This is a genomic window from Brenneria roseae subsp. roseae (assembly GCF_003115845.1).
In the GTDB taxonomy this organism is placed as follows: domain Bacteria; phylum Pseudomonadota; class Gammaproteobacteria; order Enterobacterales; family Enterobacteriaceae; genus Brenneria; species Brenneria roseae.
The window spans coordinates 227,193-252,577 of record NZ_KZ819027.1; the positions used below are offsets into that span (position 1 = coordinate 227,193).

A 25,385-nucleotide genomic window follows, 5' to 3' on the forward strand; every position below is an offset into this window, starting at 1 on the left:
GATTTTTTATGGCGGACCTATCCCTGCCCGCCACCCTTCGGGCCGCCGCAAAGCGGCGTTAAGAAACGCTCCCGGCGCTTTTTATGGCGGGCTATCCTGCCCGCCACCCTTCGGGCCGCCGCAAGCGGCGTTAAGAAACGCTCCCGGCGTTTCTTTCAGCTTCGGCGACCCAATCCCGCAGCACCTGAACATCATGGCGCCAGTCGTGTTTAAGCTCATCAATCCATTCCTGCACGTTATCCCACCATGCTGGCAATGTCGGCGTCTGAATCTGCTGCGCAATCTGTTGCAGGTGACGAAGCCCAACAGAGCCCGCAGCCCCTTTAATCTTGTGCCCTTCTTCGGTAATGCCTTGCTGGTCGCGCGCCGTCATATTGGAATCAAGAATCGCCAGATAGCCCGGCATCATCTGTTCAAACATATCCAGACTTTGATGGATTAATTTGGGTCCAACCAGATCCAGATATTGTTCCAGCATCGCAATATCCAACAGTTCCTCATTCACCATTTCGCCACCTTTCTCCGCGACAGACTCATCGACATGGGTTGCCTGATAATCCCAATATTGCTTGATTATCGCAGTTAGCGCGGGGACAGACAGCGGTTTACTCAGCACGTCATCCATGCCCGCATCCAGATACTCTTTTTTATCTTTCAGTACGTTGGCCGTTAACGCCACCAGCGGAGGCAGGCTACGGTTGGCGTAGCGCTGGCGTATCTGACGAGCGACGTCCAGCCCGGTCATATCCGGCAGTTGAATATCCAGCAGCACTAAATCAAACTCATCAGGATCAAACATTTCCAGCGCTTCATTCCCGGTCATCGCCACTTCCACGCTGTTACCCAGTTTTTCCAGTACCGAACGAGCCACCACGACGTTTAATTCAATGTCTTCAACCAACAGGACATGCAGTGCCGGTAATGGCATATCATCATCCGCGTCCGTCTTTCCGATGTCCTCGTCGACGCTGGGCGCCGTCACGGTCAGCGTAAAACAGGAACCTTTACCCTGCGTACTGGTAACCTGAATATCGCCGCCCATGTTTTGGGCCAGACGTTTGGAGACGGATAAACCAATCCCCGTACCGGTCGCCGGTTTGCCGCCGTGTTGATCTTTTACCTGATAGTACATGGCAAAGATTTTTTCCAGTTCATCCGCCGGGATACCCATCCCGGAATCTTCAACGTCAAAACGCAGGCGATTGCCGTGCTCATGCCACACCCGCACGACAATTTTTCCCTGCGGCGTAAATTTCACCGCGTTACTGAGCAGGTTCCACAAAATCTGCCGCAGGCGCGTACCATCGGTAATAATTTTCTGGGGCAGCGGTTGATGCAGATCCATAATCAGCTTCAATCCTTTCGGCTGGGCCAGCAGCCCGCCCAAATTCTCCAGATCGACCAGAAAACCGGTGAAATCTATCGGCTGATTATCCAGTTGCACCTTCCGGCGCTCCTGTTTGTCCATTTCAATGATATCGTTAAAGATATTGCCCAACGTGATGGCGCTGACGTGAATCGTTTTCAAATATCGCTGCTGTTCCGGCTCAAGCTGCGTGTCCAGCAGGATACGACTTAATCCGACAATGCCATTAAGCGGCGTACGAAGCTCGTGACTGATCGTTGAGATAAACGTCGTCTTCTCCCTGCTGGCGTTTTCCAGCGCGTCCTGATAGCGTTTACGCTCCGTTATATCGCGTCCAAAGCCCATCAATCCGTGCCGTTTTCCCATCCGATCGTAAAATGGCACTTTGCGCAGTTCAAAGCAGGCCTTACGGCCATCGGGGTAGACCAGCCATTGTTCATACGTCAGAGAAACGTTATGGCGGAACACCTTCTCGTCCGTTTCCATCACTTTTTCCGCAATATCGGGGGAATAAACGTCCCGCGGCGTCAGGCCGATCAGCTGCTTCTGGCTTTTTCCGACCAACAGTTCCATTGCGCGATTGCAGCCAGAAAACTCTTTGTCTTCATTGCGGTAATAAACCAGATCGGGAGACGCATCCAGAAAGGAACGTAATAGCGCCGACTGCTGTTCCAGCTCAATCTGCGCCTGTTCACGGCGCGCCATTTCATCTTTCAGGCGGCTCACGACCAGCAGACGAGCCTCTTCCGCCTTGATACGGTCGGCGATTTCCTGATTGAGCTGGACAATGTTGCCCTGAAGCTGCGCATTCAATTCCAGATCCCGGTGCCGCATCTCTTCGAGTTTAGCGACCAGCTTTGATAATCGCTGGCGGGACTCTTCCAGTTGCTCGACCACGACGGAAAGGAAGTAAACCGCCCAGGGCGTAATCAGCAGCCCGAAAAAGACGGAACGAACAACATCGATACTTTCCACTGCGCCGCTGAGCAATAGCGTAACGGCCATCTGCACCACCATCGCCAGCAGCACCAATACCGAGGCCAGCAGCAGTGAAAAACGAACAAGCCCCAGCTTTACCATCAAATCAACGTAGTACTGAGCCAACAGGCGGATTTGCTTCATAGCGGTTTCCCTTAGTCACGAACCACCAAATCATATCGTAAATTGGCGATATATGCGGTGATGACACCGGAAGATTCATGACATCACGATCGTGCGCCAATGCGCTTTCACCAATAATCTAAAGCATAGAAAGACGTTGTGGTTTCTATATATCAGTATCAGATCCGGGTTTCATCGTACTGATAGGGCCGGCCCAGTGCCGATCCCTGTACGCCATGCGTTTGCAGGTAACGATCCAGTTCAACCATGCCGGTCCAGCGATTTTCACACCAGAGCGGCGCCAGCAACGTCGGGCGGCGGGCACTGGCTGAAATACGATGATAGATAATTTCGGGAGGCGTATGGCGAATCATCTCACCGGCCGTCTCGACATATTGCTCCAACGTCAGCACAGGCAAACGTCCCGCCCGCCAGGCTTTGGCCATAATGCTCCCTTCCACGATGTGCAAAGGGTGAAGCTTAATGCCCTCCACGCCGGTCTCAACAACCTGTTCCAGCGTCAACAAACAGCGCTGCGCATCCTCGCCCGGCAGTCCGACGATCAGGTGACAACACACGTTCAGTCCCCGTTCGCGGGCGCGTCTTACCGTCTGCTGATAACACGCAAAGTCATGGCCGCGATTGATGCGATGCAACGTTTTATCACTGGCGCTCTGCAAACCCAGTTCCAGCCAGACCTCATAACCCTGCCGATGATAGCCGGACAGCAAATCCAACACCGCGTCAGGCACACAGTCAGGCCGGGTTCCCACGCACAGCCCGACCATCGCGGTTTGTTTCAATGCTTGCTGATACAGGCTCTCCAGCACCTTAACTTCTGCATAAGTACTGGTATAAGCCTGGAAATAAGCCAGATAGCGTTTTGCCCGGTTTACCTTCCCCGCCTGCGCCGCCAACTGGCAGGCGATACTGCGCTGCTGCATTTGCTCATCGGCGAAAGAGGCGACGTTACAGAAAGTACAGCCGCCGCGCCCCAGCGTTCCATCACGGTTTGGGCAATTAAAACCGCCATGCAATGTAAGCTTGTGTATCTTTTCTCCATAGCGACGTTGAAGATTTCCACCAAACATGTTGATTAATTTTTGTAATTGCATATTCTTATTAGCCCTCTTTAGAAAGAGCAGCCTACTCTGTCAGCCTCTTCGGCGCGATGACGCCGATCAATCGCCTTTCCTCATCTGAAATGCATGATTATTCGCTTTTTCTGCAAAGAAACTCATATTCAAGGTAATTAATTTTTCTTATCCAGGCGATCACCTTCATTAAAAGATGACAAGAAAGTGAAAAACAGTGGCATAAATCAGAAAACCCAAGTCACACAGTATAAGATTCCAGAAAGCAGAGATATAGCAGCATGTAGAGGAGATATTGTGATACCGACATAGTGATACAGCTCACAGTTCGATCAAATCCCATAACCGCTTATCGACATATTTTTGTCAAAAAAATCATTAGCTTTCATAGATATAACCAAAAATTATCTCTTAACGGCACATTTTGCATTGATATTTGACCTGAACAGGCTTTCTCGCTAATTTGGAAATCCGCTGGAAGCTTTCCTGACGGGTCCATGACTCGTCATATTTATGCAGTAAATGAAGACTCCCTCTAAAAACAAGTCATTTACCACTTGTGAGACCGTCACGAGAGGCCGAAGAAGAGAGCGGCAGGGTTAATAGTCGCTCAACGCCAAGGTGCTTTCTCGCAGTAGGTTGTGAGAGTCACACAGAGCCCGGGGAGGTTCACTAATATGTTGTACGATGCATCCCAAGAGAGAGACAACTGTGGTTTCGGATTAATCGCCCATATAGAAGGTGAGCCGAGCCACAAGGTAGTGCGTACCGCGATTCACGCACTGGCCCGTATGCAACACCGTGGCGCGATCCTTGCTGACGGCAAGACCGGCGACGGCTGTGGCTTATTACTTCAAAAACCCGATCGTTTCTTTCGTCTGGTCGCGGAAGAGCGCGGCTGGCGCTTAGCCAAGAATTATGCCGTCGGCATGATGTTCCTCAATCAGGACGAAGATCTGGCCCGCGCCACTCGTCGGATTGTAGAAGAAGAACTGCAAAACGAAACGCTTTCGGTACTTGGCTGGCGTGAAGTGCCGACCAATCCTGACGTACTGGGTGAAATCGCCCTGTCATCCCTGCCGCGCATTGAACAAATCTTTGTCAACGCTCCGGCCGGCTGGTTACAAAGTGATATGGAGCGCCGCCTGTTTATGGCGCGCCGCCGTATCGAAAAACGTATTGAAGACAAAGAATTCTACGTTTGCAGTTTTTCCAATCTGGTGACGATCTATAAAGGCTTGTGCATGCCGGCGGATCTGCCGCGCTTCTATCTTGATCTGGCCGACCTGCGTCTGGAATCGGCCATTTGCCTGTTCCATCAGCGCTTCTCGACCAACACCGTACCGCGCTGGCCGCTGGCGCAGCCGTTCCGCTATCTGGCGCACAACGGCGAGATCAATACTATTGCCGGTAACCGCCAATGGGCGCGCGCCCGTGCCTATAAATTCAAAACGCCGCTGATCCCTGATTTGCAGGATGCGGCACCGTTTGTGAACGAAACCGGCTCCGACTCCAGTTCACTGGATAACATGCTGGAACTGTTCCTCAGCGGCGGTATGGATATCATCCGCGCCATGCGTCTGCTGGTGCCGCCCGCCTGGCAGAACAACCCGGACATGGATCCCGAACTGCGTGCCTTCTTCGACTTTAACTCCATGCATATGGAGCCGTGGGATGGTCCGGCCGGCATCGTCATGTCCGACGGCCGCTATGCCGCCTGTAACCTGGACCGTAACGGTCTGCGTCCGGCACGCTACGTCATTACCAAAGACAAACTGATTACCTGTGCTTCTGAAGTGGGCATCTGGGATTATCAGCCGGATGAAGTGGTGGAGAAAGGCCGTGTCGGGCCGGGTGAATTGATGGTTATCGATACCCGCAGCGGGCGTATCCTGCATTCCGCCGAAACCGATGACGATCTGAAAAGCCGCCATCCGTACAAAGAGTGGATGGAGAAAAACGTCCAGCGCCTGGTGCCGTTTGAAGAATTGCCGGACGATCAGGTGGGCAGCCGCGAATTTGATGACTCACTGCTGGAAACGTATCAGAAGCAGTTTGGCTACAGTAGCGAAGAGCTGGATCAGATCATCCGGGTGCTGGGTGAAAACGGTCAGGAAGCCACCGGTTCCATGGGGGACGACACGCCATTCGCCGTGCTTTCCAGCCGTCCGCGTATTATTTATGACTACTTCCGCCAGCAGTTTGCGCAGGTAACCAATCCGCCGATCGATCCGCTGCGTGAAGCGCACGTCATGTCGCTGGCGACCTGTATCGGCCGCGAAATGAACGTATTCTGCGAGGCAGAAGGTCAGGCTCACCGTCTGAGCTTTAAATCGCCGATCCTGCTTTATTCCGATTTCAAGCAGTTGACTTCACAGGATCAGCAGCACTATCGCGCTGATGTGCTGGATCTGACTTTCGAACCGGAAAAACAGACGCTGCAAGAGACGATTGAAAAACTCTGTGACGATGCCGAAAACAAAGTCCGCGACGGCGCCGTTTTGCTGGTGCTGTCTGACCGTGCCATCTCCGCGAAACGCCTGCCGGTGCCGGCGCCAATGGCCGTTGGCGCCGTTCAGCGCCGTCTGGTTGAGAAAAGCCTGCGCTGCGACGCCAACATTATTGTTGAAACCGCCGGTGCCCGCGATCCGCACCATTTTGCGGTTCTGTTAGGCTTCGGTGCGACCGCCATCTATCCTTATCTCGCTTATGAAACGCTGGCGCGGATGGTGGACAATCACACGATCGACAAACAATACCGCACGGTGATGCTGAACTATCGTAACGGCATCAACAAAGGGCTGTACAAGATCATGTCCAAAATGGGCATTTCAACTGTGGCCTCTTATCGCTGCGCCAAACTGTTCGAAGCTGTGGGTCTGCATAAAGACGTTTCTGAGCAATGCTTCCAGGGCGTAGTCAGCCGGATCGGCGGGGCCAACTTCAGTGATTTTGAACAGGACCTGCGGAATCTTTCCAAACGCGCCTGGCTGAAACGCAAGACGCTGGAACAAGGCGGACTGTTAAAGTTCGTACACGGCGGCGAATACCACGCTTACAACCCGGATGTGGTTACCACACTGCAAACCGCGGTTAAAAGCGGTGAATACAGCGATTACGAGCAATACGCCAGGCTGGTGAACGAACGTCCGGCCGCCACTCTGCGTGACCTGCTGGCGTTGAAACCACAGGAAGGCGCGGCCATTTCCATCGACGATGTTGAGCCTGTAACAGAAATGTTCAAGCGCTTTGATACCGCGGCGATGTCGATTGGCGCGCTCAGCCCTGAAGCCCATGAGTCACTGGCTGAAGCCATGAACAGTCTGGGCGGTTTCTCCAACTCCGGCGAGGGGGGCGAAGATCCGGCTCGTTACGGCACCAACAAGGTTTCCCGTATCAAACAGGTGGCTTCCGGCCGCTTTGGCGTAACGCCAGCCTATCTGGTTAACGCCGATGTCATTCAGATCAAGGTGGCGCAGGGCGCCAAGCCGGGCGAAGGCGGCCAGTTACCGGGCGATAAAGTCACGCCATACATTGCCCGACTGCGTTACTCCGTACCCGGTGTGACCCTGATTTCACCGCCGCCGCACCATGATATCTATTCTATCGAAGACCTGGCGCAGCTGATTTTCGATCTGAAACAGATCAATCCGCAAGCCATGATCTCGGTAAAACTGGTTTCTGAACCGGGCGTTGGCACCATCGCGACCGGTGTCGCCAAAGCCTATGCCGATCTGATCACCATTGCCGGCTACGATGGCGGCACCGGCGCCAGCCCGCTGACTTCGGTGAAATATGCAGGTTGCCCGTGGGAGCTGGGTCTGGCGGAAACGCAGCAAGCGCTGGTCGCCAACGGCCTGCGTCACAAAATCCGCCTCCAGGTGGATGGCGGTCTGAAAACCGGCCTCGATATTATTAAAGCGGCGATTCTGGGGGCGGAAAGCTTCGGATTCGGCACGGGTCCAATGGTCGCATTAGGGTGTAAATACCTGCGTATCTGTCACCTGAACAACTGCGCGACCGGTGTCGCCACCCAGGATGAAAAACTGCGCCGCGACCACTATCACGGCCTGCCAGAGCGCGTTACCAACTACTTCCAGTTCATCGCACACGAAACCCGGCTGCTGATGGCTGAGCTGGGCGTCAGCCGTCTGGTGGATTTGATTGGCCGTACCGATCTGCTGGTCGAACTGGATGGCTTCACCGCCAAGCAGAACAAGCTGGACCTGTCACCGCTGCTGCATACCGCACAGCCTCAGCCAGGAAAAGCGCTGTACTGTACCGAGAGCAACCCGTCATTCGACAAGGGCCTGCTGAACAAAGAATTACTGGCGCAGGCACAGCCGCATGTGGATGCCAAACAGAGCAAGGCGCTCTATTTTGATATCCGCAACACGGATCGCTCGGTCGGCGCGACCCTGTCGGGTGCGATCGCCGCCAAACATGGCGACCAGGGGCTGGCAAGCGATCCGATCAAAGCCTACTTCTCCGGCACGGCCGGGCAGAGCTTTGGGGTCTGGAATGCGGGTGGCGTTGAACTGACGCTGACCGGCGACGCCAATGACTACGTGGGCAAAGGCATGGCTGGCGGCTGCATTTCCGTCCGTCCGCCGGTGGGTTCCGCGTTCCGCAGTCACGAAGCCAGCATCATTGGCAACACCTGCCTGTACGGCGCCACCGGCGGTAAGCTGTTTGCCGCAGGCCGTGCCGGCGAACGTTTCGCCGTGCGTAACTCCGGGGCGATCACCGTAGTCGAAGGTATCGGCGATAACGGCTGTGAATACATGACGGGCGGTATTGTCTGTGTGCTGGGGCGTACCGGCGTTAACTTTGGTGCGGGGATGACCGGCGGTTTCGCCTACGTTCTGGATGAAGACGGCGAATTCCGTAAACGCGTCAACCCTGAACTGGTAGAAGTGCTGGATGTAGAACTGCTGGCTATTCATGAAGAACATTTACGCGGTCTGATTACCGAGCACGTGCAGCATACCGGTTCACAACGTGGAGAAGAGATCCTCGCTAACTGGCCGGCATGGGCATCGAAATTTGCCCTGGTGAAACCGAAGTCAAGTGATGTGAAGGCATTGTTGGGTCACCGCAGTCGTTCCGCAGCCGAGCTGCGGGTTCAGGCGCAGTAAGAGGTTATCATGAGTCAAAATGTTTACCAATTTATCGACTTACAGCGCGTTGATCCGCCTAAAAAACCGCTGAAAATTCGTAAAATTGAATTTATAGAGATTTACGAACCGTTCTCAGAGAGTCAGTCCAAAGCACAGGCAGATCGTTGTTTGTCATGTGGTAACCCATACTGCGAGTGGAAGTGTCCGGTTCATAACTACATTCCCAACTGGCTGAAACTGGCGAATGAAGGCCGCATCATTGAAGCAGCCGAATTGTCACACCAGACCAACAGCCTGCCGGAAGTCTGCGGCCGCGTGTGTCCACAGGATCGCCTGTGTGAAGGTTCCTGTACGCTGAATGACGAATTCGGCGCCGTAACCATCGGCAACATTGAACGCTATATCAATGATAAAGCGATTGAGATGGGCTGGAAGCCTGATGTCTCGAACGTACAGCCAACCGGCAAGCGCGTCGCCATTATCGGCGCAGGTCCGGCGGGCCTTGCCTGTGCCGACGTACTGGCGCGCAACGGTGTGCAGGCCGTGGTATTTGATCGTCATCCCGAGATCGGCGGCCTGCTGACTTTCGGCATCCCGGCCTTCAAACTGGAAAAAGAAGTCATGGTCAAACGCCGTGAAATCTTCAGTGGGATGGGTATCGAATTCCGCCTGAATACCGAAGTGGGTAAAGACGTTCAGATGCAAGCGCTGCTGAATGAATATGACTCCGTATTCCTTGGCGTGGGAACGTATCAGTCCATGCGTGGCGGACTGGAGAATGAAGACGCACTAGGCGTTTATGACGCCCTGCCGTTCCTGATTGCCAACACGAAACAGCTGATGGGGTTCGATGCGTCCGAAGAAGAGCCTTACATCACCATGCAAGGTAAACGCGTGGTGGTACTGGGTGGTGGTGATACGGCGATGGACTGCGTGCGTACTTCTGTTCGTCAGGGCGCAACGCACGTGATCTGTGCCTATCGTCGCGATGAAGAAAACATGCCTGGCTCCAAACGTGAAGTGAAGAATTCGCGTGAAGAAGGCGTCGAGTTCAAATTCAACCTGCAACCGCTGAGCGTGGAAATCAACGGTTCCGGCAAGGTTTGCGGCATCAAAATGGCACGTACCGAGTTGGGCGCGCCTGATGCCAATGGCCGCCGCCGTCCTGAAATCGTTGAAGGCTCCGAACATGTGCTGGAAGCGGATGCGGTCGTGATGGCGTTTGGTTTCCGTCCGCACAAAATGGCATGGCTGGCTGAACACGGCGTCGAACTGGATGGTCAGGGCCGCATCATCGCGCCGGAAGGTCACGAAAACGCCTTCCAGACCAGCAACCCGAAAATCTTTGCGGGCGGCGATGCCGTACGCGGTTCCGATCTGGTGGTTACCGCGATTGCAGAAGGCCGTAAAGCGGCTGACGGTATTCTTAACTTCCTGGAAGTCTAAGTTCTTCCTCTTCTCAAAAGGGCGGCCCATGCCGCCCTTTTCTATCTTCATGACACCGCAGCCATTAGCGGCCTATTGCGGGTATTCAGTCAGCCGCCAAACTCTCAATAATATCTTGTGTATAAAACTTGATACCCGGTATTTCTTTCGTTAACAGCTCCGATAATTCATTTAATAAAGCAACCAGTTTAGCAACGCCTTTTTGCGTGCTTTTCTTCTGGTTTTTATGCATAACCATATAAACGACTCTACTGGGCGGATGACAATTTTGAGCCAGACGAAACGATGCACATCCGTGCTGTTTCTGCGCAAATAAAGCCGTAGAACTGGGAACAATAGCCCAATCTGTTTCAGATGATAATAAGTTCATGATCAAATGACCATTATCAAACTGAGCATTAAAACCATGAATACGACCAAACCCTTGCATGTGCCAGCGCTCAAAATCCTCATCCCAACGGACATAATACTCATCTTTAACCTGAAGTTGCTCAAACTTAACATCTTCTTTTCCCGCCAGAATCGAACACGGAAGACACAATCCGACCATAGGCTCACAGTATAATTTAAAACTCATGGTGTTTTGAGATTTTAAATCCGAGAAAGAAAACCCAACATCAATTAATCGCTTTTCAATCAGACCAAAAATATCGATGGAATGTGTTGTCACGATTTTCACATTCATTTTACTTTCGTGATTAATCAGTTCCCGATAAAGAGGCGTAAATATTGCAAAATTAATACTATTAAGACAGCCTATTGTAATATTTATTCTCGATTCATTTGCTTTTACATTTTCTATTTCTAAAAAAAAGTCATACCATTTTTCAGCAATTTCAAGAAAAGAATTACCTGCTTCTGTCAGTTTTATTTCTCTTATTCCCTTATTTCGTTCGAAGAGATCAAAGCCTAGTTCGTTTTCAAGTACCTGTAATCTCTTTGTCACAGTGGATTGAGCAACAAAAAGCTCCTCGGCTGATTTATTAATACTCCCGGCATTCACAATGGTCAAAAATGTTTTCAGTGAGATAGCATTCATTTTTCCACCTGTATATATTCCAAAGATTGATATTTAATATTTATTATTTTCTCTTTACACCAAAAGACTGAATAATTAAATATGTCATTACCTTAATCCACCAATAATTAATTACCGCCATTTTTATCAGCCAGAAAGTAAATAAATTTTATTTTTTAGAAGTACGTCACAATTTTAATTGCGTTGAACCGGAGTATTTATGTCCAACAATGGATTTCAAATTAAAAAATATTTTAATAGACCAAAAAAATATTTAATAGATGAGTTCAGAAAACTACCCGCAGCAAACATCGGCGATGTGATGAATCGTCAGTTTTGCCTGAGTAATAAAATCAAGCCGCTTAATGAGTTAAAGCTCACCGGCCCCGCGTTTACCGTCAATCTGCGTAGCGGAGATAACCTTCTATTTTACAAGGCTATCGAAATGGCATCGCCAGGAGATGTCATTGTGGTAAACGGGCAAGGCGGGGAAAAAAATGCCCTGATGGGTGAACTGATGCTGCGCTGGGCGATAAAAAAAGACATCGCGGGGATCATCATCAATGGCATGATCCGCGATCTTGGTTTTATTCAACAATCGCCTATTCCGGTATTCGCTTTAGGGGCAACCCCCGCGGGGCCTTTTAAGGACGGTCCTGGTGAGATTAATTTCCCCATCTCCATTGATGGCGTTGTTATCTCACCCGGAGATGTGATTGTTGCAGACCTTGATGGCGCTGTCGTTATCAGGCAAAGTGACCTTGAATCAGTATTAGAAAAAACCAAACTCATTACGGAAAAAGAAGAAAATATCAAAACCCAGATAGAAAATGACGAATGGGATATGTCATGGGTAGATGAAAAATTATTGGGAAAAAACTGTATTTATCTTTGATGGGAAAAACAATGAATATCACAAATAATAAACCAGGGCGTTTTCGCTGGGTCATTGCATCACTTATCTTTTGCATTTATACCGTAGCTGCTGCCGACAGAGCAAATATTGGTGTTGTGTTACCCTTTATCCGATCTGATTTTCATATGTCCAACACCGAGGCCGGCGCACTGGCTAGTCTTTTCCTGTTAGCCTATGCGATAGCACAAATACCCAGCGGTTTTCTTTATGCGAAATTTGGCGTGAGAAAGATATTTTCAATATCCATAATATTGACCTCGCTGGCAACTTGCTTTGTTGGTTTCTCCAGTTCAATTCTAGGATTGAAAGTATCCCGATTTATATTGGGTCTGGCGGAAGGACCGTTACCCATTGGTATTACCTCGACCATTAACCGTTGGTTTCCAGCCTCTGAAAAAGGAATTGTCACCGCAATATTTTTATCCGCGGCAAAATTCGGTCCGGTCCTTGTTCCACCTTTATGCGCCATCATTATTTATTACTACAGTTGGCACTATGTTTTCTATTTTTTTGCCATTCCGGGCATATTTCTTGCCGTCATCTGGTATTTAATTGTCACTAACTCTCCACAGGAAAGCAGATTTTGCTCACCCGAAGAGTTAGATCTCATTGAAGAGAAAATCCCCGCCGGAGGGATCGCAGAACACACGCCAAAATCACAACCTATCTATGCCAACGAAAAAACGTTCAGGTTATTAGACAAGATAATTCGGACCAAAGAAGTACCGTTGCTCAGCACCAAGAAAGAAATCTTTAAATCATGGAATGTACTTGGCAGTATGTTCGGTTATTTTTTCATGATGGGTATCGTGAACGTCTTGCTGGCATGGATTCCCACCTATCTGATGAATGAGAAAGGCTTCTCGGTAATGAAGATGGGCATGGTGGCCTCTGCCCCCTGGATTGGTGCGGTGATAGGTAACCTGGTGGGAGGATGGTGTTCCGACAGGCTGCTGAATAAACGCAGAAAACCCTTGATGATGGCATCCGCCGTTGCAACCGTGGTCATGATGATAACGCTGATCAACGCGCCGGATAATCCCATGATCCTTGGAGGACTGCTGTTGCTAACCGGCATCCTGTTCAACCTGGGCTTCTCCGCCTATATGGTTTATCCCATGGCGCTCACAACCAAAGAAGTGTTTCCTATTGCCGGTTCCATTATCAACACCGGAGGACAGTTGGGTGGCGCGGCATGTCCTTTAATTGCAGGACTGCTGCTGGATAATTTCAGCTGGGATTACGTGTTCGGTTTTATGGCTCTCTGCTCGTTTCTGTGCCTGCTGGTGCTAATGACCATCAACGAACCGATACAGACCAAGACACCGGCCTGAAGAGGCTTACAGCGCACACAAGGGCAGCTCGGGCTGCCCTTCCGCTTGCGCCGTCACGTATTGTACAAATCGATAATCTGTTGCTCTGTCAGTACGCTGGTTTTTTCAGCAAAATTGTAATAACCCGGCTTGTTATCGATATAAATCTGGGATACCAGTGTTTTTTCCGTTTCATCGGCAAAAAAACCAGCCGGGATCTCGTAAGTATCCGATCCCCGTAAACGATAAAACAGATGCGTACCGCACACGCGGCAAAACGCCCGTTCAGCCCACTCAGAAGACTGCCAGACAGTAATATTTTCCTCGCCTTCTATCTTGATTGCCGGGTCTTTGCATTCGACGGCCATAAAGGGCCCGCCGCCCCACGTCTGACACATACCGCAGTGACAAGCCGTTACGTCCGTTACCTGATGTGTGGTGGAAATCGTCACGCCACCGCACAAACAACTGCCTTGATGATTCACTTTTCCCTCCTTCACTGGCACGACGTCATGCTCTGCGAGCATGACGGTTACTCAGATGCAAAAAGGGCACAGTCGCTGTGCCCTTGATGAGTCCGGTGATTTATTTAACGACCCGTAATGATGGCCGCCCTCCCTTGGGAGGCTGCGGTGGCTCATCATCAGGATGATCATCGCCATCCGTTGCATCGGCGTCAGGCTTATTATCAACTATCGACATCACGGTGCCGGAACTGGCGGTTTCATCCTGAAAGTTGTCAAATTCTTCGCCCATTGATTCATAAGCGGGTTCTGGCTCAAACATGGTGCCCGCGCCATTTTCACGCGCGTAAATGGCTAACACCGCCGCCATCGGAACATAAACCTGGCGTGGAACGCCGCCGAAGCGAGCGTTGAAACGAACGCTGTCATCAGCTAACTCCAGGCCACCAACGGCACGAGGTGCAATATTCAGCACAATCTGCCCATCACGGGCAAACTCCATCGGCACCATAACACCAGGCAGAGTCACATCGACTACCAGATGAGGCGTCAACTGATTATCCAGTAACCAGTCGTAAAAGGCCCGTAGCAAATACGGACGACGCGGAGACAGTTGAGACAACGCCATTCGTTTAACCTCTGGTTTGCAAACGTATTTCACGTTCAGCTTCCGTCAGGGAAGCCAGGAACGCATCACGCTCAAATACGCGCGTCATGTAGCCTTTCAATTCTTTCGCACCAGAACCGCTCAGTTCAATCCCTAACTGCGGCAAACGCCACAGCAGCGGCGCCAGATAGCAGTCAACCAGGCTGAACTCTTCGCTCATGAAATAAGGCGCTTCATTGAAGACGGGCGCTACCGCCAGCAGCTCTTCACGCAGCTGTTTGCGGGCAGAGTCGGCTTCCTGCGCGCTACCTTGCGTGATTTTCTTCAGCAAAGAATACCAGTCGTTCTCAATGCGGTGCATCATCAGACGGCTGTTGCCACGAGCAACCGGATACACGGGCATGAGCGGTGGGTGAGGAAAACGTTCATCCAGATACTCCATGATAATACGTGATTCATAGAGCGTCAGTTCCCGATCAACCAGCGTCGGAACTGAACCATAAGGATTGAGGTCAATAAGATCCTGCGGCAGATTATCCATGTCTACCTGCTCAATCTCGACACTCACACCTTTTTCCGCCAAGACAATGCGGACCTGATGGCTAAAAATGTCGGACGGACCAGAAAACAGCGTCATTACCGAACGTTTGTTGGCAGCGACAGCCATGAAAACCTCCAAGTTTATCGAGAAAATACGGCGAATAACCGATCTGCTATGATCCTGCAAACCCATGTGCTGCATTTTTGCCACTCAGCGTTGAAAAAACCACCGGACAAAATCAGTCGTTTTCAGAAAAAAACCTGGCGGGTAAACAGGCACAAAATCGGCAAATAGTTTATCAGATTTTGTTCGTTCTGTGGGGATATAAGCACAACTTCATCATTAACAACTTGAAAATAAAGATTATTTATCTACGATAATTGTTTTTCAGGAATAAAAAATTTCCAGGAGAAAAAAACGCCGGGGACATTTTTCAACAACGCGAAGCGTTGGCCCGAAGGGTGGCGGGCAAGGACAGCCCGTCATAAAAAACCCGGTGACCAGCACCGGGTTTTTCGCATTGATTTCGCTGCAAAGCAGCAAGAAATTAACGCTTGGAGAACTGAGGACGACGACGTGCTTTACGCAGACCGACTTTCTTACGTTCAACCTGACGAGCATCACGGGTAACGAAACCAGCTTTACGCAGTTCGCTACGCAGGGACTCATCATACTCCATCAGAGCGCGGGTGATACCGTGACGGATCGCACCAGCCTGACCAGAGATGCCACCACCCTTAACGGTGATGTACAGATCGAATTTACCAACCATGTCGACCAGTTCCAGCGGCTGGCGAACTACCATGCGGGCAGTTTCGCGACCGAAGTACTGTTCCAGACTACGTTGGTTGATAACGATATTACCACTGCCCGGTTTGATAAATACGCGAGCGGCGGAGCTTTTGCGGCGACCAGTGCCGTAGTATTGATTTTCAGCCATTGCCTATAATCCCGATTAAATGTCCAGAACTTGCGGTTGCTGTGCCGCGTGATTGTGCTCGGTGCCCGCGTAAACTTTCAGTTTACGGAACATTGCACGACCCAGCGGGCCCTTCGGCAGCATGCCTTTAACCGCGATTTCAATCACACGCTCAGGACGGCGGGCAATCATCTCTTCAAAGGTCGCTTGTTTGATACCACCGATGTGACCGGTGTGATGATAATAAATCTTGTCAGAACGCTTGTTGCCGGTAACAGCAACTTTATCGGCGTTCAGAACGATGATGTAATCACCGGTATCAACGTGCGGGGTGTATTCCGCTTTATGCTTGCCGCGCAGACGACGAGCCAGTTCAGTAGCAAGACGGCCTAAAGTTTTACCGTCTGCATCAACAACATACCAGTCGCGTTTTACGGTTTCTGGTTTAGCTGTAAAAGTTTTCATTAAAAGCTTACCCAATAATTAGTTACACGCAGGTGTTCACCCAACGCTCAAAAACAGTTGAGGCTCACACGACCATCAAGTCCAGCAAACCTACCCCTTCGAATAGCCATTGCCGGCACTATAAAGTTTTTGGGAAAAAAACTTTGTTGTAACGTGGGGTCGCAGGATTATAGAGAAGTCGCCCCCAAAGATCGACCTTTTTTCACGCGTAAACCAAGAAAAACCGCCATCTCACCCCCTCCTCACGATCTGTGACCAAACGCAGACGGTGAGCTACGCCAGATGCGGCTGGCGTAGATACGCCTCGCTTTGCATTTCCTGCAAGCGGGACAGGCAGCGTTGATATTCAAACTTCAGATGTTCACCCTGATAAATATCAAACATGGGGGCCTGTGCGGAAATGATAAGTTTAATTCGCCGTTCGTAAAACTCATCGACTAACGCCAGAAAACGGCGGGCGCTATTTTCCTCTTTCGTCCCCATCACCGTCACGTTATGCAGCAGCACCGTATGATAAAGGCGTGAAAGCGCAATATAGTCGTTCTGGCTGCGCGCCTGGGTACACAGCGTGGCAAAGTCAATGGCCAGCACGCCATCGCTCGCCCCAAACGTCGGCAGGGGATGATGATTGATTTCAAGCGTGGGTCCCGGCGTGACCCACGTTTTTCCCGATAAGCGGGTAAACATCTGCTGCATGGTTTCTTCGGTCTGCGCGTCAAGCGGCGTCAGATAAAGATGGGCCTGCGTTAATGTCCGCAATCGATAATCGATCCCCGCATCAACATTGCGCACGTCGCAGTGCTGTTTAATCAGTTCAATGGCGGGCAGGAAACGGGCGCGTTGCAACCCATTGCGATATAACTCGTCCGGAGGAATATTCGAGGTCGCCACCAGCGTAATGCCCCGGGAAAACAGCTCACGCAGTAGCTCGGCCAATAGCATGGCATCAGTAATATCAGAGACGAAAAATTCATCAAAACACAGTACATCCGTTTCGGCTTTAAACCCATCGGCAACCTTTTCCAGCGGATTTTCATGTCCCTGTAGTTGGTTAAGTTCCTGATGAACCCGCAGCATAAAACGATGAAAATGCAGCCGGAGTTTGCGCGGTTCGGGCAGGCTGTGGAAAAACATATCCATCAGCCAGGTTTTCCCCCGGCCCACCCCGCCCCACATGTACAATCCCTGCACGGGGGACAACGAACGCTTATCGCTTAAGCCAAGCCAGGAACGCCATTTCGTCAGCCGGCCGGCCGTCTCGTCCGACGCCTGCGCCGCTCGCTCACACAATGCCTGGTGTATGGTTTCCAACCGCATGACGGTTTGATGCTGTACCTCATCAGGTTGATACTCTCCGGCGGAAAGTGCCTGCTGGTAAAGCGCCAATGGTGTCGTTCGCTGCATAATGATCGCAATCCCTGAGAAAAAAGTTAATTGTGTTTTGTCGCGAGTTGTCGTCGATTTGAACCGTAATCGTAGCAGTTAACTGCCTTGATGCCTGAGATGCATCAACATTACCCTAAGTCATCACGCTTCAGGATTCCACTCAGACAAGGTTAGCGGTTATAGTGGCTATTATTAAGTGAAAAAACCCTACGTGGACAACGAAGTCAAAATAGGAGTCATTATGACCTGGGAGTATGCGCTGATTGGTTTAGTTGCCGGTATCATTATTGGTGCTGTCGCCATGCGTTTTGGCAACCGTAAGCTGCGGCAACAACAGGTTCTGCAGAACGAGCTTGAGAAAAGCAAAGCCGAACTGGAGGAATATCGTCAGGAGCTGGTCGGACACTTTGCCCGTAGCGCCGAGCTGCTGGATAACATGGCGCACGATTACCGCCAGCTTTATCAGCATATGGCGAAGAGTTCCAATAACCTGCTGCCTGATGTTCCCGGCCAGGATAATCCGTTCAAATATCGTCTGACGGAAGCCGAAGCCGATAACGATCAGGCGCCGGTTGATATGCCACCTCGTGACTATTCGGATGGCGCGTCAGGTTTACTGCGGGGAGAACGCCCAACCCGCAAGTAGACGTGATGAGGAGAATTTCTGCGTGAGGTTTCATCGAACCTCACGCCTTCCCTGTCCCCGCGGTATCCCCGCCGTAGGCTATAGTTACAAACTACTGACGAAACATCAGTGAACTTTACACACTAATCGCCAGTCTGACTCTTCACCGCATGTTTAAGTTTATATATCATCATTTTATTCATCCGCTGGTCGTGAGAGAGTTAATCAACAATGAAGAAAAAATCTTTATTATTTAGTGCATTAGCAATGAGCATCGGCTTAACCCTGTCCACGCTCCCGGCGGCGAATGCCGCGTTGCCCGCCGTGGTTCAGGGACAGCAGATGCCAAGCCTGGCGCCAATGCTTGAAAAAGTCTTGCCTGCGGTCGTCAGCGTGCATGTGGAAGGTACGCAGGTACAACGCCAGCGCGTACCGGAAGAGTTTAAATTCTTCTTCGGTCCCAATTTCCCAACCGACAAACAAAGCTCACGTCCTTTTGAAGGACTGGGGTCTGGTGTGATTATTGATGCGGCCAAAAGCTATGTCCTGACCAATAATCACGTCATCAACAATGCCGATAAAATTCGCGTGCAGTTGAACGATGGGCGCGAATATGAAGCCAAACTGATTGGGCGCGATGAACAATCCGACATTGCCCTGCTTCAGTTAGTGGACGCCAAAAATCTGGTTGCCGTCAAAATGGCGGATTCCGACCAGCTACGCGTCGGTGATTTCGCCGTTGCGGTGGGTAACCCGTTCGGCCTTGGACAGACGGCCACCTCCGGCATCATTTCCGCACTGGGTCGTAGTGGGCTGAATCTGGAAGGGTTAGAAAACTTTATTCAGACCGACGCCTCCATCAACCGCGGCAACTCCGGTGGCGCATTGGTTAACCTGAACGGTGAACTGATCGGGATTAACACGGCCATTCTGGCTCCGGGCGGCGGGAATATCGGCATTGGCTTTGCCATTCCCAGCAACATGGCGCAGAACCTGGCTCAGCAACTGGTTGAATTCGGCGAAGTCAAACGGGGTGTTCTGGGGATCAAAGGCAGCGAGATGACGTCCGAAATGGCGAAAGCCTTTAAGGTCGATGCACAGCGCGGCGCGTTCGTCAGCGAAGTGCTGCCAAAATCTGCTGCGGCCAAGGCCGGAATCAAAGCGGGTGACGTCCTGACCTCGCTGGATGGGAAACCCATCAGCAGTTTTGCCGAATTGCGCGCCAAGATAGGCACCACCGCGCCGGGTAAAACCGTGAAAATCGGTTTACTGCGTGAAGGTAAACAGCAGGAAGTCTCCGTCGTGCTGGATAACAGCGCAACGTCCACCACCAGCGCGGAAACCTTGTCTCCGGCCCTGCAAGGCGCTTCTCTGACCAACGGTCAGTTGAAAGACGGCAGCAAAGGCGTACAGATCGATAATGTCACCAAAGACTCTCCGGCCGCGCAGGTTGGTTTGCAGAAAGGCGACATCATCATCGGCGTTAACCGTGAGCGAGTGGAAAACATTACCCAGCTCCGCAAGCTGCTGGAAGCCAAACCATCCGTGCTGGCTCTGAACATCGTTCGCGGCGACGAAACGATTTACCTGCTTCTGCGTTAATCGCCACCGGGAAGATTACTGCGTGCCGTTTTGCCGAACAACGGACACCTACCCGGTCTGAAAATCGGACACAGTATCCTGCTGTGTCCGGTAATCTCGTGTTATTCTCGGCATCATATCCATCTTGCACAGTAAAACACGCTTATGCTTGCTAAGTTATTACGTTCCATCCTACTCGGCGTGATCGCCGCGGGCATTCTGTTGGCTGCGGTTCCCACGCTGCGCCCTACGGCATGGCAGAAGAGCGATGACACACCAGCCTCCGCCACCCCAGTCAGCTATTACGACGGGGTCCGCCGTGCAGCGCCAGCCGTAGTGATCATCTATGACAAAGTTCCCAATACGGAACAGACGACCGAACTCAATATTCGAACGCTGGGTTCTGGCGTCATCATGAGTGACAAAGGCTATATCCTGACCAACAAGCACGTTATTAATAACACACAGCAAATTCTGGTCGCGCTTCAGGACGGCAGACTCTATGAAGCAACGGTTGTCGGCTCAGATAGCCTGACCGATCTGGCGGTTCTGCAAGTTAACGGTGTCAATTTGCCCGTTATCCCGATCAATACCAGTCGTATCGCGCACGTGGGCGATGTCGTCATGGCTATCGGCAATCCCTACAACCTGGGACAAACCATTACCCAGGGGATCATCAGTGCGACAGGACGCGTCGGGCTGAGCGCGGTCGGACAGGACAGCCGACAAAATGGCCGGCAAAATCTTTTGCAAACCGATGCATCCATCAACCATGGTAACTCCGGCGGCGCTCTGGTGAATACGCTGGGGGAACTGGTTGGCATCAATACGCTGTCCTTTGACAGAAGTGCCGACGGTGAAACGCCAGAAGGGATTGGTTTCGCCATTCCCGTTGAGCTGGCGACCAAGGTGATGGAAAAACTGATCCGCGATGGCCGCGTCATTCGCGGCTATATCGGCATCAACGGGGTACAGATAGAAGATATCGAAAGTATCGAAAACGGCAGCCGCCAGGGACGCCCTAACGGTATCCAGGTCAGAACCGTCGACATTGGAGGCCCCGCGGATAAAGCAGGGATTCAGGTCGAAGATATATTAGTCAGCGTTAACAATAAACCGACACGTTCGGTTATCGAAACCATGGATCAAATTGCAGAAATACGGCCCGGAACCGTCGTTCCCGTGGTGATCAAGCGCGGCCCTAAAGAAATCAAGTTAGACATGACGATTCAGGAGTTTCCGGCCAACTGAATTCGGCGGGCAGGGGTAGCTCTGCCATAAAAAAACCGGGTGGGGAAACCCACCCGGCTGCTAATCATAATACCGACGTCGCGCTCACGCTTAATCGTGTTCTTTTACACGCTCAATGTTCGCCCCCAGCGCACGTAATTTATCTTCAATGCGCTCGTAACCACGATCGATATGATAAATACGGTCAACGATGGTTACGCCTTCGGCGATACAACCTGCCAGCACCAGACTCGCTGAAGCACGTAAATCGGTTGCCATGACCTGCGCACCGGACAGTTTTTCCACGCCGTGGCAAATTACCGTATTGCTTTCAATTTCCGCCTGTGCCCCCATGCGGATGAGTTCCGGCACGTGCATAAAGCGGTTCTCGAAAATCGTTTCGGTAATGACCCCCGTCCCTTCCGCCACCAGGTTCAGCAGGCTGAACTGAGCTTGCATATCGGTAGGGAAACCCGGATGTGGCGCAGTACGAACGGTTACCGCTTTCGGCCGTTTTCCGTGCATATCCAGGCTGATCCAGTCCTCACCGATCTCGATGTCGGCCCCTGCTTCACGCAGTTTAGCCAGCACCGCATCCAGTGTTTCCGGGTGGGTCCGGCGGCAAACCACCTTACCGCCGGAAATGGCTGCCGCAACCAGAAAGGTCCCGGTTTCAATACGATCAGGCAGAACGCGATAAACCCCGCCGCCCAGTCGCGCCACACCTTCGATAATCACTTTGTCGCTGCCCGCACCGCTGATTTTAGCGCCCAGCGTATTCAGAAAGTTCGCCGTATCAACAATTTCCGGCTCACGCGCAGCGTTCTCAATAATGGTGGTACCTTCAGCCAGCGTTGCCGCACTCATTATGGTCACCGTGGCGCCCACGCTGACTTTATCCATCACAATGTGGGCGCCTTTCAGGCGGCCATCGACGGAAGCCTTCACATAGCCTTCTTCCAGCGTGATTTTTGCCCCCAATTGCTCAAGGCCATTGATGTGCAAATCCACCGGACGCGCGCCGATCGCGCAACCACCGGGCAAAGAAACCTGACCTTGCCCAAAGCGCGCCACCAACGGTCCCAATGCCCATATTGATGCGCGCATGGTTTTCACCAGTTCGTAAGGCGCACAAAAAACATTAACCTCGCTGGCGTCCACGTGTACTGAACCATTACGTTCAACACGCGCTCCCAACTGAGAGAGCAACTTCATTGTTGTATCAATGTCCCGCAGCTTCGGCACATTCTGGATTTCTACCGGCTCTTCTGCGAGCAGGGCAGAAAACAGAATCGGCAGTGCGGCATTTTTGGCTCCGGAAATGGTGACTTCACCAGTTAGCCGGGTTGGCCCCTGCACACGAAATTTATCCATAGTCGCTGTTTCTCAATGTTTCAATTCAATATTGCGTCATATGACGACAAGCTTAAAAACCACTCAGCTTGCGGTCACGCTGCCACTCTTCCGGCGTATACGCCTTAATCGACAGCGCATGAATACGGTTATCCGCGATGTACTCCTTCAGCGGAGCATACACTGCCTGCTGTTTTTTCACCCGACTCATGCCAGTGAAAAGCTCACCGACAGCGATGACCTGAAAGTGGCTGCCATCGCCAGAAACATGGACTTCCTCGAGTGCCAATGCCTTCATCAGCACATCTTTAATTTCATTATTTTCCATCACTCTCGATTTCTATGTCAGGGGGGATGATAAACAGGGTGGTATCTTAGATGAATACGGCATTATCTTAAACAAAGAAATCCCCCTATCCTTCATCTTTCAAGCCGCAGGCGCGTGTCCCGCGGCTGGAAATCTATTGGTATAGGCATAACGCAAAAAAGGGGGATTTGACAACGAATTGTCGATGCGCGCTATGCAGTTTGAGACACAGGGATGATTTCATTCAGGTTATACAATGCAATCAGCGTCTTTAGCCGATCGCCAGCCCCAATAATTTTCAGTCCGCCTCCCTGCGAAGCGGACTGGTAATAAAAATGTATCAGCAAAGCCAGCCCCGCCGAGTCAACACGTTCCAGACCAGAAACATCCAACGCCGTTTTACCTGACAGCAACGTATCACGCTGTTCCCAGAGCGGTAACAGCGTTTCGCGATCCAGATCGCCGGTTAATACCAACGTCGATTCCAGTGACTGCCAACTCAGTGCATTCGCCATGTCTCTACCCAGATTAGTTGTTTTGCCGATCCAGCGTGATCGGCTGTTTCGCTGCGGCGGCAAGCTGTTGGGTCAGGCCGTCAACGCCTTTTTGACGCAACGTAGCCGCCCATTCATTTTGCTTGGTCGTAATCATGCTGACGCCTTCCGCAATCATGTCATAGGCCTGCCAGTTGCCGCTTTGGCTGTTTTTACGCCATTGGAAATCCAGACGTACCGGCGGCCGGCCGCCGTTATCGATAATCGTCACGCGAATGGCGATAATGTTGGCATCGCCCAACGGCTGATCGGGCGCGATTTGATAGGTTTGCCCGTGATATAACGCCAGAGCCTGCCCGTATGCCTGTTCCAGATAGGCTTCAAAGGCTTTGAAATAGGCATCGCGCTGAGCGGGTGTCGCATCCTTATAGTACCGGCCAAGAACCAACGCGCCGGCATATCTGACCTGTACATACGGCAGAAGCTCTTCGCGTACGACATTACGCAGATAGTCTGGATTTTGTCTGATGCGCGGCTGCTCGGTTTTTAAGCGATTAAAAGTTTTTTCCGCCGCTTCATTCATCAAGCGATAAGGGTTCGTTTGATCGGCAGCGTTGGCCAATGGCGTAACCACCAGTAAAGCCACCATCAGTAAACGTTTAAACATGCAGATATCCTCTTATGGATGTGAAGTAACGGGCTGACTCTGAGGTTCGGGCGTCACCGCCTCGCCAGTTGCCGGGCCAGAACCTGTCTGACCGGCATTATCCTCGCTGGTGCCACCGCTCTTATATAGGAATTGACCGATGAGATCCTCCAATACCATCGCTGACTTGGTGTCCTGAATAACGCCGCCGTCTTTCAGTATTGAAGTCCCCATCTCTTCATCTTCAAAACCGATATTCAATGCCAGGAACTGTTCGCCCAGCAGGCCGGAGGTGCGGATTGCCAGAGAACTGGTATCAGGAATATGGTCATAGCGCGCCTGAATATCCATCGCTACGCGGGGAAGGTAGGTTTTCTCATCAAGCGAAATATCCGCTACCCGCCCAATAACCACGCCGCCGATTCGAATGGGCGAACGCGTTTTCAGACCGCCGATATTGTCAAACGTCGCGTACAGACGATAGGTCGGTTCACTACCGATCGATTTGAGATCGGCGACCTTCAGGCACAAAAAGATGATGGCGCACAGCGCAATCAGCATGAATGCGCCAACCCAAACTTCATTTTTCTTTGTTTGCATTGAATCAGTTCCCAAACATCAGTGCTGTCAGCACAAAATCCAATCCCAGTACCGCGAGTGATGAGTGCACAACGGTACGGGTCGTCGCCCGACTGATTCCTTCTGAAGTCGGAATCGCATCATAGCCGTTAAACAGCGCAATCCAGGTCACGGTAATCGCGAAGACGATACTTTTAATCACGCAGTTCAGTACATCCTGCCGCCATTCAACCGCGCCCTGCATGGCAGACCAGAAGAACCCGCTGTCGATGCCTTTCCAGTCCACGCCGACCAGCGCCCCTCCCCAGATACCGACGGCGACAAAAATTATCGCCAGCAACGGCATACTGATTAATCCGGCCCAGAAACGCGGTGCGACAACGCGACGCAATGGATCAACCGCCATCATTTCCATGCTGGACAACTGCTCGGTCGCCTTCATCAGACCAATTTCCGCGGTCAGCGCCGATCCGGCACGTCCGGCAAACAGCAACGCGGTAACCACCGGCCCGAGCTCACGGAGCAGCGAAAGCGCCACCATCATGCCCAGACTGGCTTCCGCACTGTAGGTGGTCAGAATAAGATACCCTTGCAAACCGAGCACCATACCGATAAACAGACCGGATACCATGATGATTAACAGTGACTGAACACCGACGCTATACAGTTGTTTGATCAGCAGCGGCCACTGTTTCCTGAATTCAGGTTTGCCCACCAACGCATTAAACAGCATCAGTCCGGCACGGCCAAACGAGGCACAGGTAGAAATTCCCTGACGTCCTAACGACGCCAACGCCTGTAATAACATGAGTTC

The 25,385-nt window shown here is 51.6% G+C and carries 22 protein-coding genes; 7 read left to right on the forward strand and 15 right to left on the reverse strand.

The annotated features are described in order from the left end of the window. Window positions 1-130 precede the first annotated feature (130 nt). Window positions 131-2,488 (reverse strand): aerobic respiration two-component sensor histidine kinase ArcB, encoded by a 2,358-nt coding sequence (arcB, locus tag DDT52_RS10245; RefSeq protein WP_136156250.1) that lies wholly within the window; start codon window positions 2,486-2,488, stop codon window positions 131-133. 158 nt (window positions 2,489-2,646) lie between these two features. Further along, window positions 2,647-3,582, reverse strand: coding sequence for a tRNA modification radical SAM protein MnmL/YtqA (gene mnmL, locus DDT52_RS10250; protein ID WP_136156251.1), 936 nt, complete (start codon window positions 3,580-3,582; stop codon window positions 2,647-2,649). A 656-nt stretch (window positions 3,583-4,238) separates the two neighbouring features. On the opposite strand from mnmL, the gene gltB reads away from it, so the two are divergent. Further along, window positions 4,239-8,699: a glutamate synthase large subunit gene (gene gltB / locus DDT52_RS10255; protein ID WP_136156252.1), complete on the forward strand. Its 4,461-nt coding sequence runs from the start codon at window positions 4,239-4,241 to the stop codon at window positions 8,697-8,699. 9 nt (window positions 8,700-8,708) lie between these two features. Beyond that, the gene (locus tag DDT52_RS10260) at window positions 8,709-10,127 is read left to right on the forward strand and encodes a glutamate synthase small subunit (RefSeq protein WP_136156253.1); all 1,419 of its coding nucleotides are present in this window, start codon (window positions 8,709-8,711) and stop codon (window positions 10,125-10,127) included. 85 nt (window positions 10,128-10,212) lie between these two features. Here the strand turns inward: DDT52_RS10260 and DDT52_RS10265 are convergent, their stop codons facing one another. Further along, window positions 10,213-11,166, reverse strand: a complete 954-nt coding sequence (locus DDT52_RS10265) for a LysR family transcriptional regulator (RefSeq protein WP_136156254.1) — start codon at window positions 11,164-11,166, stop codon at window positions 10,213-10,215. A 199-nt stretch (window positions 11,167-11,365) separates the two neighbouring features. Here DDT52_RS10265 and DDT52_RS10270 point away from each other — a divergent pair, with 199 nt between their 5' ends. Both DDT52_RS10270 and DDT52_RS10275 read left to right on the forward strand, forming a co-directional pair. After that, a complete protein-coding gene (locus tag DDT52_RS10270; RefSeq protein WP_136156255.1) occupies window positions 11,366-12,040 on the forward strand; it encodes an RraA family protein in 675 nt (224 codons plus the stop codon). An 11-nt stretch (window positions 12,041-12,051) separates the two neighbouring features. After that, complete coding sequence (locus tag DDT52_RS10275; protein WP_136156256.1) at window positions 12,052-13,395, forward strand: MFS transporter; 1,344 nt, start codon at window positions 12,052-12,054, stop codon at window positions 13,393-13,395. A gap of 53 nt (window positions 13,396-13,448) precedes the next feature. Here the strand turns inward: DDT52_RS10275 and DDT52_RS10280 are convergent, their stop codons facing one another. From DDT52_RS10280 to zapE, 6 genes are all read right to left on the reverse strand, one after another. Next, entirely contained in the window at window positions 13,449-13,901 is a 453-nt protein-coding gene (locus DDT52_RS10280) for a GFA family protein (RefSeq protein WP_136156257.1), read from the reverse strand. 58 nt (window positions 13,902-13,959) lie between these two features. Then, a complete protein-coding gene (sspB, locus tag DDT52_RS10285; RefSeq protein ID WP_136156258.1) occupies window positions 13,960-14,466 on the reverse strand; it encodes a ClpXP protease specificity-enhancing factor in 507 nt (168 codons plus the stop codon). A gap of 4 nt (window positions 14,467-14,470) precedes the next feature. Then, entirely contained in the window at window positions 14,471-15,112 is a 642-nt protein-coding gene (gene sspA / locus DDT52_RS10290; RefSeq protein WP_136156259.1) for a stringent starvation protein SspA, read from the reverse strand. 421 nt (window positions 15,113-15,533) lie between these two features. Beyond that, a complete protein-coding gene (rpsI, locus tag DDT52_RS10295; RefSeq protein ID WP_109053781.1) occupies window positions 15,534-15,926 on the reverse strand; it encodes a 30S ribosomal protein S9 in 393 nt (130 codons plus the stop codon). A 15-nt stretch (window positions 15,927-15,941) separates the two neighbouring features. Continuing rightward, window positions 15,942-16,370: a 50S ribosomal protein L13 gene (gene rplM / locus DDT52_RS10300; protein ID WP_109053780.1), complete on the reverse strand. Its 429-nt coding sequence runs from the start codon at window positions 16,368-16,370 to the stop codon at window positions 15,942-15,944. 273 nt (window positions 16,371-16,643) lie between these two features. Next, on the reverse strand, window positions 16,644-17,774 hold the full coding sequence (gene zapE / locus DDT52_RS10305; RefSeq protein WP_136156260.1) for a cell division protein ZapE: 1,131 nt from the start codon (window positions 17,772-17,774) through the stop codon (window positions 16,644-16,646). A gap of 223 nt (window positions 17,775-17,997) precedes the next feature. On the opposite strand from zapE, the gene zapG reads away from it, so the two are divergent. From zapG to degS, 3 genes are all read left to right on the forward strand, one after another. After that, entirely contained in the window at window positions 17,998-18,402 is a 405-nt protein-coding gene (gene zapG, locus DDT52_RS10310; protein ID WP_136156261.1) for a Z-ring associated protein ZapG, read from the forward strand. 210 nt (window positions 18,403-18,612) lie between these two features. Next, entirely contained in the window at window positions 18,613-19,983 is a 1,371-nt protein-coding gene (gene degQ, locus DDT52_RS10315) for a serine endoprotease DegQ (RefSeq protein WP_136156262.1), read from the forward strand. 144 nt (window positions 19,984-20,127) lie between these two features. After that, on the forward strand, window positions 20,128-21,213 hold the full coding sequence (gene degS / locus DDT52_RS10320; protein WP_136156263.1) for an outer membrane-stress sensor serine endopeptidase DegS: 1,086 nt from the start codon (window positions 20,128-20,130) through the stop codon (window positions 21,211-21,213). A gap of 90 nt (window positions 21,214-21,303) precedes the next feature. Here the strand turns inward: degS and murA are convergent, their stop codons facing one another. From murA to mlaE, 6 genes are all read right to left on the reverse strand, one after another. Beyond that, window positions 21,304-22,566, reverse strand: a complete 1,263-nt coding sequence (gene murA / locus DDT52_RS10325; RefSeq protein WP_136156264.1) for a UDP-N-acetylglucosamine 1-carboxyvinyltransferase — start codon at window positions 22,564-22,566, stop codon at window positions 21,304-21,306. A 52-nt stretch (window positions 22,567-22,618) separates the two neighbouring features. After that, the gene (ibaG, locus tag DDT52_RS10330; RefSeq protein ID WP_136156265.1) at window positions 22,619-22,873 is read right to left on the reverse strand and encodes a BolA family iron metabolism protein IbaG; all 255 of its coding nucleotides are present in this window, start codon (window positions 22,871-22,873) and stop codon (window positions 22,619-22,621) included. 191 nt (window positions 22,874-23,064) lie between these two features. Further along, window positions 23,065-23,367: a lipid asymmetry maintenance protein MlaB gene (gene mlaB, locus DDT52_RS10335; RefSeq protein ID WP_136156266.1), complete on the reverse strand. Its 303-nt coding sequence runs from the start codon at window positions 23,365-23,367 to the stop codon at window positions 23,065-23,067. Window positions 23,368-23,380: 13 nt separating this feature from the next. Beyond that, window positions 23,381-24,013, reverse strand: a complete 633-nt coding sequence (mlaC, locus tag DDT52_RS10340; RefSeq protein WP_136156267.1) for a phospholipid-binding protein MlaC — start codon at window positions 24,011-24,013, stop codon at window positions 23,381-23,383. Window positions 24,014-24,025: 12 nt separating this feature from the next. After that, on the reverse strand, window positions 24,026-24,592 hold the full coding sequence (mlaD, locus tag DDT52_RS10345) for an outer membrane lipid asymmetry maintenance protein MlaD (RefSeq protein ID WP_136156268.1): 567 nt from the start codon (window positions 24,590-24,592) through the stop codon (window positions 24,026-24,028). A 4-nt stretch (window positions 24,593-24,596) separates the two neighbouring features. After that, a complete protein-coding gene (gene mlaE, locus DDT52_RS10350; RefSeq protein WP_136156269.1) occupies window positions 24,597-25,379 on the reverse strand; it encodes a lipid asymmetry maintenance ABC transporter permease subunit MlaE in 783 nt (260 codons plus the stop codon). Between the last annotated feature and the right edge of the window lie 6 nt (window positions 25,380-25,385).

What these genes read in the sequence shown, in the direction of transcription:
- arcB (WP_136156250.1), bottom strand. Translation starts at nt 2,488, where the DNA reads ATGAAGCAAATCCGCCTGTTGGCTCAGTACTACGTTGATTTGATGGTA.
- mnmL (WP_136156251.1), bottom strand. Translation starts at nt 3,582, where the DNA reads ATGCAATTACAAAAATTAATCAACATGTTTGGTGGAAATCTTCAACGT.
- gltB (WP_136156252.1), top strand. Translation starts at nt 4,239, where the DNA reads ATGTTGTACGATGCATCCCAAGAGAGAGACAACTGTGGTTTCGGATTA.
- DDT52_RS10260 (WP_136156253.1), top strand. Translation starts at nt 8,709, where the DNA reads ATGAGTCAAAATGTTTACCAATTTATCGACTTACAGCGCGTTGATCCG.
- DDT52_RS10265 (WP_136156254.1), bottom strand. Translation starts at nt 11,166, where the DNA reads ATGAATGCTATCTCACTGAAAACATTTTTGACCATTGTGAATGCCGGG.
- DDT52_RS10270 (WP_136156255.1), top strand. Translation starts at nt 11,366, where the DNA reads ATGTCCAACAATGGATTTCAAATTAAAAAATATTTTAATAGACCAAAA.
- DDT52_RS10275 (WP_136156256.1), top strand. Translation starts at nt 12,052, where the DNA reads ATGAATATCACAAATAATAAACCAGGGCGTTTTCGCTGGGTCATTGCA.
- DDT52_RS10280 (WP_136156257.1), bottom strand. Translation starts at nt 13,901, where the DNA reads ATGCTCGCAGAGCATGACGTCGTGCCAGTGAAGGAGGGAAAAGTGAAT.
- sspB (WP_136156258.1), bottom strand. Translation starts at nt 14,466, where the DNA reads ATGGCGTTGTCTCAACTGTCTCCGCGTCGTCCGTATTTGCTACGGGCC.
- sspA (WP_136156259.1), bottom strand. Translation starts at nt 15,112, where the DNA reads ATGGCTGTCGCTGCCAACAAACGTTCGGTAATGACGCTGTTTTCTGGT.
- rpsI (WP_109053781.1), bottom strand. Translation starts at nt 15,926, where the DNA reads ATGGCTGAAAATCAATACTACGGCACTGGTCGCCGCAAAAGCTCCGCC.
- rplM (WP_109053780.1), bottom strand. Translation starts at nt 16,370, where the DNA reads ATGAAAACTTTTACAGCTAAACCAGAAACCGTAAAACGCGACTGGTAT.
- zapE (WP_136156260.1), bottom strand. Translation starts at nt 17,774, where the DNA reads ATGCAGCGAACGACACCATTGGCGCTTTACCAGCAGGCACTTTCCGCC.
- zapG (WP_136156261.1), top strand. Translation starts at nt 17,998, where the DNA reads ATGACCTGGGAGTATGCGCTGATTGGTTTAGTTGCCGGTATCATTATT.
- degQ (WP_136156262.1), top strand. Translation starts at nt 18,613, where the DNA reads ATGAAGAAAAAATCTTTATTATTTAGTGCATTAGCAATGAGCATCGGC.
- degS (WP_136156263.1), top strand. Translation starts at nt 20,128, where the DNA reads ATGCTTGCTAAGTTATTACGTTCCATCCTACTCGGCGTGATCGCCGCG.
- murA (WP_136156264.1), bottom strand. Translation starts at nt 22,566, where the DNA reads ATGGATAAATTTCGTGTGCAGGGGCCAACCCGGCTAACTGGTGAAGTC.
- ibaG (WP_136156265.1), bottom strand. Translation starts at nt 22,873, where the DNA reads ATGGAAAATAATGAAATTAAAGATGTGCTGATGAAGGCATTGGCACTC.
- mlaB (WP_136156266.1), bottom strand. Translation starts at nt 23,367, where the DNA reads ATGGCGAATGCACTGAGTTGGCAGTCACTGGAATCGACGTTGGTATTA.
- mlaC (WP_136156267.1), bottom strand. Translation starts at nt 24,013, where the DNA reads ATGTTTAAACGTTTACTGATGGTGGCTTTACTGGTGGTTACGCCATTG.
- mlaD (WP_136156268.1), bottom strand. Translation starts at nt 24,592, where the DNA reads ATGCAAACAAAGAAAAATGAAGTTTGGGTTGGCGCATTCATGCTGATT.
- mlaE (WP_136156269.1), bottom strand. Translation starts at nt 25,379, where the DNA reads ATGTTATTACAGGCGTTGGCGTCGTTAGGACGTCAGGGAATTTCTACC.